The sequence below is a fragment of the Corynebacterium parakroppenstedtii genome (assembly GCF_019754935.1).
Lineage (GTDB): Bacteria > Actinomycetota > Actinomycetes > Mycobacteriales > Mycobacteriaceae > Corynebacterium > Corynebacterium parakroppenstedtii.
The window spans coordinates 63,148-75,526 of the sequence record NZ_JAGSOA010000003.1 but is presented as its reverse complement, the minus strand read 5'-3'; the positions used below and the strand labels follow the sequence as shown (position 1 = coordinate 75,526).

The 12,379-nt window shown below is 54.9% G+C and carries 11 protein-coding genes, 2 tRNA genes and 1 pseudogene; 4 read left to right on the top strand and 10 right to left on the bottom strand.

Features of this window, described 5'->3' with window-relative positions:
- Positions 1–3: 3 nt before the first annotated feature.
- Entirely contained in the window at positions 4–1,464 is a 1,461-nt protein-coding gene (locus KCQ76_RS09030; RefSeq protein ID WP_046202050.1) for an MFS transporter, read from the top strand.
- A gap of 55 nt (positions 1,465–1,519) precedes the next feature.
- On the opposite strand, the gene phoU is transcribed toward KCQ76_RS09030, so the two are convergent.
- Positions 1,520–2,254, bottom strand: a complete 735-nt coding sequence (gene phoU, locus KCQ76_RS09025; RefSeq protein ID WP_046202051.1) for a phosphate signaling complex protein PhoU — start codon at positions 2,252–2,254, stop codon at positions 1,520–1,522.
- Positions 2,255–2,329: 75 nt separating this feature from the next.
- Complete coding sequence (gene dusB, locus KCQ76_RS09020) at positions 2,330–3,433, bottom strand: tRNA dihydrouridine synthase DusB (protein ID WP_046202178.1); 1,104 nt, start codon at positions 3,431–3,433, stop codon at positions 2,330–2,332.
- 322 nt (positions 3,434–3,755) lie between these two features.
- Between dusB and KCQ76_RS09015 the strand changes: the two genes are divergently transcribed.
- On the top strand, positions 3,756–5,270 hold the full coding sequence (locus tag KCQ76_RS09015; protein ID WP_046202052.1) for a succinyl-CoA:acetate CoA-transferase ScpC: 1,515 nt from the start codon (positions 3,756–3,758) through the stop codon (positions 5,268–5,270).
- A gap of 157 nt (positions 5,271–5,427) precedes the next feature.
- Positions 5,428–5,500 (top strand) — tRNA-Lys (locus KCQ76_RS09010).
- A 44-nt stretch (positions 5,501–5,544) separates the two neighbouring features.
- On the opposite strand, the gene KCQ76_RS09005 is transcribed toward KCQ76_RS09010, so the two are convergent.
- From KCQ76_RS09005 to KCQ76_RS08990, 4 genes and pseudogenes are all read right to left on the bottom strand, one after another.
- Positions 5,545–6,612: an ABC transporter substrate-binding protein gene (locus KCQ76_RS09005; RefSeq protein WP_082090303.1), complete on the bottom strand. Its 1,068-nt coding sequence runs from the start codon at positions 6,610–6,612 to the stop codon at positions 5,545–5,547.
- A gap of 104 nt (positions 6,613–6,716) precedes the next feature.
- Positions 6,717–7,380: pseudogene (locus tag KCQ76_RS09000) on the bottom strand (ABC transporter permease).
- Complete coding sequence (locus KCQ76_RS08995; protein WP_046202053.1) at positions 7,377–8,027, bottom strand: ABC transporter permease; 651 nt, start codon at positions 8,025–8,027, stop codon at positions 7,377–7,379. The pseudogene KCQ76_RS09000 and the gene KCQ76_RS08995 overlap by 4 nt, the downstream one beginning before the upstream one ends.
- Positions 8,024–8,836 carry an ABC transporter ATP-binding protein gene (locus KCQ76_RS08990; RefSeq protein ID WP_046205288.1) on the bottom strand — a complete coding sequence of 271 codons (813 nt, stop codon included), beginning with the start codon at positions 8,834–8,836 and terminating at the stop codon, positions 8,024–8,026. Before KCQ76_RS08990 ends, KCQ76_RS08995 begins: the two co-directional genes overlap by 4 nt.
- A 205-nt stretch (positions 8,837–9,041) precedes the next feature.
- Between KCQ76_RS08990 and KCQ76_RS08985 the strand changes: the two genes are divergently transcribed.
- Positions 9,042–9,117: transfer RNA gene (locus KCQ76_RS08985), tRNA-Glu, on the top strand.
- Positions 9,118–9,191: 74 nt separating this feature from the next.
- On the opposite strand, the gene KCQ76_RS08980 is transcribed toward KCQ76_RS08985, so the two are convergent.
- From KCQ76_RS08980 to KCQ76_RS08965, 4 genes are all read right to left on the bottom strand, one after another.
- Positions 9,192–10,277 carry a site-specific integrase gene (locus tag KCQ76_RS08980; protein WP_046202054.1) on the bottom strand — a complete coding sequence of 362 codons (1,086 nt, stop codon included), beginning with the start codon at positions 10,275–10,277 and terminating at the stop codon, positions 9,192–9,194.
- Positions 10,278–10,443: 166 nt separating this feature from the next.
- Positions 10,444–10,776, bottom strand: a complete 333-nt coding sequence (locus KCQ76_RS08975; RefSeq protein WP_046202055.1) for a hypothetical protein — start codon at positions 10,774–10,776, stop codon at positions 10,444–10,446.
- Positions 10,777–11,594: 818 nt separating this feature from the next.
- Positions 11,595–12,014: an ImmA/IrrE family metallo-endopeptidase gene (locus KCQ76_RS08970; protein ID WP_082089960.1), complete on the bottom strand. Its 420-nt coding sequence runs from the start codon at positions 12,012–12,014 to the stop codon at positions 11,595–11,597.
- Positions 11,965–12,351: a hypothetical protein gene (locus KCQ76_RS08965; RefSeq protein WP_052723042.1), complete on the bottom strand. Its 387-nt coding sequence runs from the start codon at positions 12,349–12,351 to the stop codon at positions 11,965–11,967. Before KCQ76_RS08965 ends, KCQ76_RS08970 begins: the two co-directional genes overlap by 50 nt.
- Positions 12,352–12,379 lie beyond the last annotated feature (28 nt).

Here is a 12,379-nt window from a genome sequence, read left to right as displayed (position 1 = left end):
ACGATGGCACGTACTGAATCAGCAACACTCGCCTCGGAGACGACTGGCAAGAAAGTGTTAAACCCCAAAGCCGCCGTTCCCGTTATTTTATTTACCTTCGTATTCAGCTTGGTCATTGACAACGGCTTTAAGTTCATGTCCAAGCCCATTGCCGACGACCTCCACCTCTCTGCAACAACGGTCAGCCTGCAAGCCACATTGGCAGGAATTGTCATCGGTATCGGCGCTGTGGTTTATGCCGCGCTCGCCGATACGTTCAGCATAAAAAAGTTGTTGTACGTGGGGATCGGACTGACCGTTATTGGTTCCATCATCGGGTTTGTGTTCCAACACTCGTGGCCAATGGTGCTGGCCGGGCGAATTATCCAAACCACCGGACTGGCCGGGGCGGAGACCCTATACGTTATCTACGTCACCAAGCACATATCAGCGAAAGACCAGAAGACATACCTGGGATTCTCCACAGCTGCCTTTCAATTGGCCATGCTCATCGGCGTCCTCACTAGCGGATTCATATCCACGTACATCTCGTGGACAGCAATGTTTTTGGTCTCTGCGGCTCTCATCCTCGCGGTGCCGTTCATTGCGAAAACTGTTCCCGATGATGAAAGAGTCAGCGCCAATTTGGACGTTATCGGACTTTTCCTCATCGGAGTTTTCGCCACGTTCGCTGTCATTTTTATGCAAGAATTTCAGCCCATCTACGCTGTCATGTCAGTCATCGGCGCTGTACTCTTCGCGGTGTACATCAAGGTCAATAACAAGGCCCTCGTTCGGCCGGAATTCTTCCTCAACGGCCGCTACGTGTGGGCCTTAGTTGTTGTTCTCATTTTGTACTCCGTGCAGCTGGGGTACATTTTTTTCTTCCCCTTTATCGTATCCACCCTGCACGGGTTGGGAACAGATACAGCATCCATGTTGATCGCGCCCGGCTACGCTTGCGCAACTGCCGTCGGAGCTGCGTCGGGAGCTATTGCAAAGGTGCTGAAAACACGGCCGGCCATCATCATGGCGTTGTCCTCGATTTGTGGGGCCCTTGTCATTCCCGCAATTATTCCCGACACATCCTTGTGGTTATTGATTCTTTCCATGATGTTCTTCGGGAGCGGATTCGCGCTCATGTACGCACCTTTGATGGCCTCAGCAATCAAGAAGATTCCGGCCGAGAAAACGGGCGTTGCCATCGGTTTTTACAACCTGACCATTAATATCGCGATCCCCGTCGGCATTGCGTACACAGCCAAGCTGATCGACATCGAACCGACATTCCTCAGCGGGCTGACGCAGGGTACCGGACACACTGCTCACGCGTATGCCACCGTGTTGTGGATCCTCGCAGGGATTACCGCCGTGGCCTTCGTCGTTTATGTAGCGTCCGATCGCTATCTCACCATGAGAGAAAAACGACGTGGCGAGACACTCGATGGGGATAACGTGGCTGATCCGGCAGCTGTCGAGGCTTAGGCGTAGGCATCGACCCGACGGTACCCACCCCGATGGGACTCATCAGCGGGAGATCCTAAAACGTTCCTCCATAGCGTTGCTGGATCTCGTCAAAGTGGCGGGTGAACGTGGCTTCGCGGTCACGTTCATCTTTCCCGCCGACATACTCTTCCGGACGCATACCCGTCGCCAAGTAAATAACGCGAGCACCAATTTGAACCGCGTGATCGGAGTAACGCTCGTAGTAGCGCGATAGCAAGGTGACGTCGACGGCGTTTGTCGTCGTGTATGGCCACTCACGCTGCGTCGTCAGCACAAAAATGTGGTGGTGGAGATCATCAATGGCATCGTCGTCGCGGGCCAACTGTAGTGCCAGCTCCGGGTCGTAGGACACCAACACGTCGTGCAGGGTAGCCGTGATGTCCAAACACTGCTTCGCCATCTCGGAGAAATACGGCACCATGGATTCCGGAACCGCACAATCCGGGTGGCGGCGCCGGGCTACCTTCGCAATGTGCACCATCAGTGCCGACATTCGCGAGAGATCCTCCACAATGTACGTGCCAGAAATGACACGACGAAGATCACGGGCGACTGGGCTCTCTAACGCAAGAAGCTGAAAAGCTTGTTGTTCGCACTTACCGCGAAGCTCTTCGACGTCTTCCACGCTGGTCAAAACATCTTCCGCAGCCGTGAGATCAGCGCTTAATAACGCTCGGGAAGCATGCGACGCCATTTCTTTAATTGAATCGCACATGACGATGAGATTATGGGCAAATTCCGCCAAGTGTTCCCGATAATCGTCTCTCATGGTGGCCTAGTTTAGGACAAATTGGCGAACAATGCTTGGCTAACCCAAGACTACGTTTTTCGCGTTGTTTCCGTGCTACCCGCCTGAGTGCATGATGTCCGCACCAGCGGGGACAGTACGGTCATCAGGATCGTCCAGCCACCCCTCTGGCAGCGTCACCGCCTTCGCAGACCCCTGGCGGCCACGAGGTCCGTCGGCATCGTCGGGAAGAGCCGACGCCAACGCAGGGTCTTTCACTACTGTGTTCAGGATTTCTTCGAGTTCATCAATGCTTGTGATACGCGTGACCTTTTGACGCAATTGCGACCCCGCAGGGTAGCCGCGCAAATACCACCCCATGTGTTTCCGCATGTCACGGCACGCGGTGGACTCTCCGGAGTGAGCCGCCAACAACCGAGTGTGACGCAGAATCACATCGCATACCTCCGCGAAGGTGGGCTGAGCAGGGCGTGGCTCGCCGCGCAGGGCTGCCGATAACTCCGCAAACAACCACGGGCGCCCCAAACAGCCGCGCCCCACAACCACACCGTCGCAGCCCGTCTGATCCATCATGTCCGCGGCATCCGTCGCCTTAAAAATATCGCCATTGCCGAGCACCGGCACGCCTGTTCCCGCCAAATGCTCCTTAAGTTCACCGATTCGGTTCCAGTCCGCTGTACCCGAATAGCGTTGCGCTGCTGTTCTGGCGTGCAACGCCACAGCCTGGGCGCCTTCCTCGGCGGCAATAGCACCCGCATCTAAAAACGTGAGATGGGCGTCGTCAATGCCCGTCCGCATCTTGACCGTAACCGGTATCGTCGTTCCCTCGACGCCACGAACCGCTGCTGCAACGATCTCGCCAAACAGACGCCGCTTATAGGGCAGGGCAGCTCCTCCGCCTCGTCGAGTCACCTTCGGCACCGGGCACCCAAAATTCATATCGATGTGGTCAGCCAGGTTGTCGTCGGCAATCATGCGGGCAGCTTCATACGTCCATTTCGGGTCCGTGGTGTATAACTGCATGCTGCGTGGCGTCTCTTCGGGAGCAAACTCCGTCATATGCAGAGTTTTCTCATTCCGCTCGACCAGTGCTCGCGCGGTCACCATCTCGCAGACGTATAGCCCCGACGTCGTCCCCGTTTTTTGTTTCTCAAGTTCACGGCACAACAGTCGAAAAGCCACATTTGTTACCCCCGCCATGGGTGCAAGAACGACGGGGGACGATAGCTCAAATGGGCCGATTCGGAGGGGTGCGCGGGATCCAGAAATCACTGTGCCAGTGTAAACGCGTGTGAATCTGACACCAAGTGAGGGAAGGGGGAACCCATTTAGGGGAATAGTGTGGGCTAAGACTGCCGTTTCTGTCTTTCTCTTGACCTAAAGTGGTACACGTAACAACACACCACGATCGTGGTGCGTCTCACCGAGTGGTGCCCCTCGACGACGTGCCAAATGACCGACGTGGAATGTAAAGAGAACCCCCGTTAGACCAGGAAATTCGGCGGGAGCACAGGAGGAAAATATGTCAGGACGGATAGCCAACCCGAAGTTGCAAGGCCTCATCATGAGTGCCGACGAAGCCGCCGCCAAGATCAACCCCGGCGATCAGATCGGCTTCAGTGGATTCACCGGTGCCGGATATCCCAAAGAATTCCCTCAAGCCCTGGCCCGCCGGATCAAAGAGGCACATGACCGCGGTGAAGAATTCAAAGTCAATGTGATGACCGGTGCATCGACCGCTCCGGAGCTCGACGGTGCATTAGCCGAGGTCAACGGCATCAATTGGCGCATGCCGTACCAATCTGACCCGACTCTCCGTAAGCGGATCAACGCTGGCGACACGTACTACAGTGACATTCACCTCTCACACTCGGGAATGCTCCTGGACCAGGGGTTCTTCGGGGCGACCGATGTGGCCGTCGTTGAGGCAGTGCGCATTAAGGAAGATGGGGCAATTATCCCCTCGTCGTCCGTCGGTAACTCGACAAACTATCTGCGTAATGCCAAGAAAATAATTATTGAGGTCAACTCCTGGCAGTCCGAAGACCTCGAAGGCATGCATGACATCTGGAGCTATGGTCAGCTGCCTAACCGTCAGCCCATTCCGATTGCCGACCCCGGTGACAGGATCGGGACCCCCTACATTGATATCGACGTCGACAAGGTCATCGCAGTCATCGAAACCGACGCTGCGGACCGCAACTCCCCGTTCAAGCCGATCGACGACGATTCCAAGAAGATTGCCAACTACCTGCTTGATTTCCTCGACGGCGAGATCAAGGCTGGGCGTCTGACCAAGGAACTGCTTCCGATGCAGTCCGGTGTGGGGAACATTCCGAACGCTGTTCTCGCGGGGCTGTTGGAAGGGCCGTATCACCACATCACGTCCTACACGGAGGTTATCCAGGACGGGATGATCGACCTGATGGATCAGGGCACCATGACGGTGGCGTCGGCAACCGCATTTTCGCTGTCGCCGGAATACGCACACCGGGTCAACGAAAATGCTGCTGAGTACGCCAAAAAGATTGTTCTGCGTCCGCAGGAAATCTCCAACCACCCAGAAGTTATCCGACGCCTCGGCGTGATTGCATGTAACGGAATGATTGAGGCCGACATTTACGGCAACGTCAACTCCACTCACGTCACGGGCTCCAAGATGATGAACGGCATCGGTGGATCTGGCGACTTCACGCGTAATGCCTTTGTGTCGTGCTTCGTGTCGCCATCGCGCGCGAAGGGCGGCGACATCTCCGCGATCGTGCCCATGGTGTCTCACGTTGACCACAATGAGCACGACGTCGACGTCATCATTACTGAGCAAGGTCTGGCTGATCTGCGCGGACTTGCTCCGCGGCAGCGCTCCCGGAAGATCATCGAGAATTGTGCCTACCCGGACTACCGCGAGCCGCTGTTGGAGTACGTGGAGCGGGCAGAGAAGAACGCATCTGGATTGCACACTCCCCATGACCTTCACGAGGCGTTCAATTTCCACACCCGCTTCATGGAAACTGCCTCCATGATGCCGGAGAAGTAGTTGACGGTGGCGGCGGCCTTGGGCGGTTCTCCAGGCCGTTTGCCAGGCGTCCAATGTCATGATCTATACTGACTAGCGCACATTCAAACATTGTGTTGAGTGCTGCCGTTTACTTTCGTGGTGGTGGCAGTAATTAGCGCCTCATGAGAATGTGTGTGGGCCTTTAGCTCAGCTGGTAGAGCTACGGACTTTTAATCCGCAGGTCGAGGGTTCGAGCCCCTCAGGGCCCACAACAACGCCCCTCACCGGAATTGCCTGGTGAGGGGCTTTAGCGTTAGTCCTTCTGCGCGCTGATGTCGTTGTGAGCTAGCCATTCTTTTGCAATACGCGCGGCCCGTTTCTGATCGGTGACGCTTTCGTTATTGAGCGCCGCCAGATCCTCTGTTGTCATCTTTTTACTTATTGAATTGATGATGTCCTCTGCTTTGCCATCCTTAAAGTTATTCAATTTTTTACTAGCAAGAGGAACGACATTTGACGGCAGGAGCAAGTGCTGTGGGTCATCGAGAACAGTGAGATTATTTTTCTTAATGGCTGGATCTGCGCTGAAGATATTCGCCACTTGAATTTTTCCGTCTGTCAGTGCCTTGACCGTTAATGGCCCGCCAGAATCTTCGATAGGGGTGAAGTCAACATCGACGCCGTACACCGCTTTAAGTCCCTTCGGCCCGTAGGGGCGGGATTCAGCCTCTGAGGGTCCTCCGTATTTTACCGACCCCGGTACGCGGGCGAGGTCACCGACGCTGTGAAGGTGATAGCGCTGGGCAAAGTCGTGGGTAACGGTGTATGTGTCCTGGTCCGACGCGGGGGAGTAGTTCAAGAGGTGAAGTCCCTGTGGCGTGGCGTGAACGAGGTCTCGATACACGTCGTCAGGATCCTTCGCAGCTGTCGTGTTGTCATCATCTCCGTGTGATGATTCTTTCTCGAAGTACTGGAGTAAGTTTCCCGAATATTCGGGGATGAGGTCGATGGATTGGTGCTCTATTTCAGGGATATAGACCTCACGCTGACCAATCCGAAATTGTCTATCAACCTTAATGTCGTTCTTTTCAATCGCTTGAGCATAAATTTCGGCGATTATTTCATTCGAGTAGTAGTCCTGTGAACCGATGACGATGGTGTCTGAATCAGCACTCCCGCTGGATAAAGGATTAGATCGCGCGCACGACGATAACGTGAGGATAAGAAGGCATGAGGTAATGATGGCCGCAATAATCCTGAAAGATCGTGATCGTGACTGTGACAGGGATCGCGGTCTTATACCTGAAAGAAACGTATTGCTGGCGGGAAACGGGGGTCGGCGTGGTGCGGTGTGTACGTAGTCCAACCAGTTGATCGTCATGGTAAGTGTCCCAGCTTTGGTATCGGTAGTTTGTGTGCGGGGCGGGAGTTTTTATCCGTTAGATAGTTGCTGTTACATAGCTATTGTTAGCTCTGCCGTAAGGATTAATGAGCGCTGAACCGATTCCCCGCCCATTTCTGAGCACGCCCAAGGGCTGCATCAATGACAACTGCGAGCGCAATGACAATAAGTGAAGATCCCAACATTTCGGAGTAATCGCGCGATTTCAATCCTGCGAACAGGAATCGTCCAAGCCCAATATCAGCGGTGTATGCCGCCAGCGTTGCTGTTGCAATGACTTGTAATGTCGCCGCCCGGACTCCACCCATAATGACGGGCAATGCCAGTGGTAATTCGACGGAAGTTATGACTTGCCAGGGCGTCATTCCTATTGCTTGGGCTGCCGACGGGATATCTGGTGAAATTGATTCCACGCCGGAATAAGCTCCGGCCAATAAGGATGGAATAGCTAACACAATGAGTGCAAGGGTGGGCGCTTTTAATCCAATGCCCAGCCACAAGCCGAATAACGTCAGCAGTCCTTAAGGTGGGGATGGCGCGTGCTGCGCCGGTCAACGCTCCAATAAGGCCAGCTCCTCGTCGAATATGGCCAATGGCTATTCCCGTTGGTATTGCTAATACAGAAGAAATAGCCACGATCATGAGCGTGAACCATAGGTGTTCAATTAATCGTTGGGTGATCGAATTATTTCCAGACCAATGGTCCGCTGAAAAAGCCCAGCTTAGGGCGTCGATAAAATAGTTCATGATGATGCGCCACCCGATGCGTGGCTCCACGGAGTGAGTAGCCAGGTAAGGCCCTGAATGGTGGCATCGATGATGAGAGCAACAATGATCGTGGCGACGATACCTGCGGTGACTTCTGCTGTTATGCCACGTTGAAAACCGTCCGTGAGTAGTGATCCCAAACTAGGGATACCGACGAGTGCGCCGATGGTGACCAGGCCAATCGTGGAGGACGCGACAACGCGGAGTCCCGACGCGATGACGGGGATAGCCAGCGGTAGGTCCACTTTCCACAGGATTGTGCGGGGAGAGTGCCCGAGGGCGAGTGCCGCGTCCCGAGTGTGTGCATCGACGGAGGCGAATGCATCGGCCGCGGTGCGGACAAGTAACGCCACGCCATAGACCGTGAGCGCGGTGATCATCGTAAGATTCGATCGCAATGGTGTGCCAATGATGATCGGAATTGTAATGATAAGTGGTAAAGAAGGCACCGCGTACATAAGGGACGCGGCGTTTAATAAAGGCCTGCCGAACAGGGGGTGGGAAAACGCATAGCGTCCTATGGGAATTGCAATAAGAAGTGAGAAGAAAATCGGGGGTAGTGCTAATTGAAGGTGTTGGCGTGTTAACTCTGCGATATCTTCCCAATTGGTGATAATCCAGTTCATGAGGTAAGAACCCCCACGCTTCTTCCATAGGAATCAAGAGCAACTGTTTGACCATTGACCGTTCGCGTTGTCAATTTTCTATTCGTGTTGCTTGCCCCAGTGAACGATGCGACAAAGTCATTTTTTGGGTTGGTCATTATCTCGGCTGGCGATCCATGTTGCGAAATCACACCGCCTTTTTCGAGGATGACGACCGAGTCGCTCAGCCGAAATGCTTCGTCGATATCGTGAGTAACGAAGAGGATTGTTTTCCCTAATTCGTGTTGGAGACGGAGGAGTTCGTCCTGCAACTCTCGACGAACGATCGGGTCAACAGCTCCGAATGGCTCATCCATGAGCAGGATGTTTGGATTTGATGCAAGAGCGCGTGCGACGCCTACTCGCTGCTGCTGGCCACCAGAGAGTTGGTGAGGGTATCGCTTCGCTAAGGCTGGGTCTAGCCCCACGCGCTCCATAATCTTTCGTGCGTTTTTCCGGGCCTCGCGACGAGGTGTGCCTAGGAGCGTCGGCACAACCGCAATATTCGCTTCGACTGTTTTGTGGGGCATGAGCCCGCCAGATTGTATGACATACCCAATTCGACGACGGAGATCGACGGCGGACTCATCCATGACGTTGTGGTCGTCGATGCATACGTGTCCGCGCGTTGGTTCGGTCATCCGGTTAACCATGCGTATTAACGTCGTTTTCCCCGATCCGGATGTGCCGACGAGTGACACGATGTGATGCGACGGTATGACCAGTGAGAAATCGTGGACGGCAGTTGAGCCATCTGGGTAGGTCTTGGATACGTGATCGAAGGTAATCAATTATTAGGCCTCCTCAGCAATAGTCTCGAGGCTATCAGAATTCGACGTCCGGGTGCTGGGGAGCAGCGTGAGAGGGTGGGGCTTTTGGGGTGGAGACGTTGTGGTGGTAGTGGCCGTCAAAAGAGGTGGCTTACCAGGCGATTTTGTGAATTTTAGGTGGTTAACGTAGTCTGTAGCAGCTGCTGCAGAGAACTCTGTAGCGCGTGCTCTCATCGTCTAGTGGCCTAGGACTCCGCCCTTTCACGGCGGCAACACGGGTTCGAACCCCGTTGAGAGTACCAAACCCCCCAACCTGTTTGTGCAGGTCAGAGGGTATTTTTTATTTGTCAAATCAGGATTTTTAGCGTCTTTGGCTCTAATTTGGCTCTATGCGAAATAGGCCAGCCATAGCCTGTCCCACAGTATCGAGGTCCTCTTCGAACAGATCTGCGTATGTATCCAGCGTTAAAACAGCTGAAGCGTGGCCGAGTTGCCGCTGCACGACTTTCACGTTCGCCCCGGCTGACACCAACAGGCCAGCGGCCACGTGGCGTAGGCCGTGAGGGGTGATTCGCGGAAACGATGGGTCCTCGGTTTGAGCTTTCTTCACAGCTGCCGCGAACCAGCCTTTAGTGCCGTCGGCCCGTTTCAGTGGCCCTCCACCGGTGTGGGGGAAGAGCCATGCACTAGGCAACCTCCCCGCCACCTGCTCGTGGATCATGCGCATAACAGGAAGGCTTACGGACACGGTGCGCCTCTCATGCGTCTTAGGCAGCGTCTCTTCAGGCTTGCCGTTGATGTAGATCACGGACCGGTTTATGCGTAGCCGGGAGTGCATTTCGTCCACGTCCTCGACTTTGAGGCCGACCAGTTCACCCCATCTGAGTCCGACGGTGCCGAGCACCCATACCACTACGGCTTTATCCCCCGCATGGTGAGCCAAGCGCTCAAGCTGCGTAGGCGTGAGATATACCTTGACGGGCTTCCCTTTGGGCGGGAGTTTCACCCCGCGCGCCGGATTAGATTTCAGATAGTTATCGTCTACGGCGACGTCGAGGATTTGGGCTAGCAGGTTGTGGGCGTGTCTGATGCTGGAGCCGGACAAGGTGGACGCCGATACCCAGGCTTGAATCTCACTTTTGCGTAGGGTTCCGATTTTCCGTTTACCCCACATGGGCAGCACGGTGCTGCGTAGGCGTGAGGCTTCACGGTCGAGGGTGGAGGGTTTGAGGTGTTGTCGGCCTTTCCGCCATGTTTTAGAGAGTGTTTCGACGGTGATGTTTGCTCCGGCGGGGTCGCGCCATTGGCCGGTGGTGAGGTCTACGGTGTTTTCTGCGGCCCAGTTTTCGGCTTGCCACTTTGTTGCGAATCCGCGTTTCTGCCGTTTGCCTTGGGCGGGGTCGTAGTATTGGACGCGCCAGGCTTTTCCTTTGGAGGTTGTGTAGGGTTTGATAGAGGACACGTGTTGTTTCTTCGTTGAGTTGGGGTACGTCAGGGGTGGTACGCGCTTTGCTATTAGCGGCTAGTTAGGTGTGGTGTGGGGTGGCTAATTCTGGGGGCGTTTGCGGTAAGTGAAGACCCCCGCAACCGGTGTGGTGTGGATTGCGGGGGCCTTGCCGTGGTGCGTGTTAGGCGACTACCGGCCAGAGGAAGCCACCGATTTTGAGGCCGATTTCGACGATGTCTTTAGCGACCTCAATTCCTTTCTTGGCGTTGTCGAGGCGCTTGGCAGAGATCTCTGCTTGCTTTTCCTTTTCTTCAGCGGTCTTTTCTTTCTTCTGGTGCTTGGTGGTGTCTTGGGTGGAGGTGGTGTTGTCGGCGGTGGGGGTGGTTTCCGCAGCGGTGGTTGTTTGGACTGCGGCGGTGGGCTCGGCCGGGGTGGTTTCTGCCATTGCTGGTGCTACTGAGGCGGTGGCGGCGATGACGAGGGAGGTCAGGCCGATGGATGCTTTGCGAAGCAAGGGGTTTCTCCTTTTTGATTCTGTTTTCCGAATGCGTGTTGTCACGCGTCTAACAGGCTAGTATGTGTGCTTAAAAATTTCAGGTTTTGTAGCCGACTGCACACACCGGGGGCTGGTCTACCGTTTAGATCGGCGTGTGGCGGTGGTAGCGGTTTTATATTGTGTGTGGGTATAGTGGTTGGTGCCTTCTTTTGAAGGTCTCTGGTAGTGGATAATGTTGCCCCGTCTGCTTTTGGTTCATGGGTAGACGGGGCGTTTTCTATGTGTGAACCCTCAGCTGATGATTGCCGGGTTATACGGTCCCGGGGTAACACTGTGTGGGGTGGAGTGCCCGTAAGAAGGATGATTCCCCTCGCGGGGGCGAGGGGAGACTGTTCTGAGGAGGAACAGATGAATGAGTTCGCTTGTTCTCACGATGGGGAACTAACGGACGACGACGGGTTTAATCGTAGCAAAAGTGGGTTGAAGTGAGGTAGTGGGGTGTCTGTGGGTTGTGTCACTATGAGGTGTTTGCCGTTCAGAGGTGTCTTGTAGTGGTCCGCCGTCGGCTGGTGATGCTGTTGATAATGAAGAATGCCCCCCCGCAGGGACGAGGGGCATGTGGGAAAACCGGCTATCAGTTTTCGGGACAATATAGTACATAAGTAGGGTGCCCGTATCAATCCGGCTTTATGTAAACATGTCACGTATATTCGGTTGGCGTGCCAGGTTTTGACCTAGTTTGCATCACAGAGCGGCGAGGATCATGTCGAGGTTGTAGTGGTTCGTTGATCGGTCTTGACCTGGGTGTTGTAAAAGTTGTTTACATTTGTCTGGATCTAGTTCACGGGTGTGGCCGGCCGGTGGGTATTGCGCCATACGGCGACTAGGTGGTTGGTGACGCCGAGTTCGTGGGCTATTGCCCCTGGGTGGGGGCCGTAGAGCATTTCGGCTTGCCGGTATTCGTCCTCGGTGATGAGGAGGTTGGCGGCGAACCGGTCTGCTCTGTTTTCTTGTCGTGTGTCGCCGTGGCCGAGGTCGCCGTGGATGGCGTGGCCGAGTTCGTGGGCGAGGACACTGTTTTCTTGTGGTGTGCTCATTCCGTGTCGCAGGCTGATTTGTTTGCGGTGGTGGTTGTACCAGCCGGGTTGGCCTGCCCTGTGGTAGGTGATGTGCACACCTAGTGTTTCGGCGAGTGTGTCGAGTCGGTTACGTGTCGAACCCCCATTCCCCCCGTTCTTCTCGTAGTTTGTCTTCATCTGGCCCTCCGTAGGCGGCTGCGTCTTCTGGCATGATTTCGTCATCATAAGAGTCAGGGGTGACATGGCGACGCTGTGCAAGCTCGTCTATGGGGGTGTCTAGTGGTCCGTCGCGTTCTACGCCGAGTTTCATACGGCGTAGGACTTCGTCGGCGAGGTTGTCCTCGGTGACAGTGCGTAGTGCGCGGGCGGGGTCTACTTGCTCGGCCCATTTGGCGTCTAGATAGCCGGTATCGACGAGTGCACCTACTGGGTGATGTCCGTATGCGACGGCTATCGCGATCACATTCTCAGCGCTAATACGGCCTTTTTCTCTCTGGGTATAGAGCGTGCGCATGGGAACTGAAGCTACTTTGCTTATCTCT

Coding starts and splice junctions, on each gene's coding strand:
- KCQ76_RS09030 (WP_046202050.1), top strand. CDS start 4: ATGGCACGTACTGAATCAGCAACACTCGCCTCGGAGACGACTGGCAAG.
- phoU (WP_046202051.1), bottom strand. CDS start 2,254: ATGAGAGACGATTATCGGGAACACTTGGCGGAATTTGCCCATAATCTC.
- dusB (WP_046202178.1), bottom strand. CDS start 3,433: ATGGCGGGGGTAACAAATGTGGCTTTTCGACTGTTGTGCCGTGAACTT.
- KCQ76_RS09015 (WP_046202052.1), top strand. CDS start 3,756: ATGTCAGGACGGATAGCCAACCCGAAGTTGCAAGGCCTCATCATGAGT.
- KCQ76_RS09005 (WP_082090303.1), bottom strand. CDS start 6,612: ATGACGATCAACTGGTTGGACTACGTACACACCGCACCACGCCGACCC.
- KCQ76_RS08995 (WP_046202053.1), bottom strand. CDS start 8,027: ATGAACTGGATTATCACCAATTGGGAAGATATCGCAGAGTTAACACGC.
- KCQ76_RS08970 (WP_082089960.1), bottom strand. CDS start 12,014: ATGAAGACAAACTACGAGAAGAACGGGGGGAATGGGGGTTCGACACGT.
- KCQ76_RS08965 (WP_052723042.1), bottom strand. CDS start 12,351: ATGCGCACGCTCTATACCCAGAGAGAAAAAGGCCGTATTAGCGCTGAG.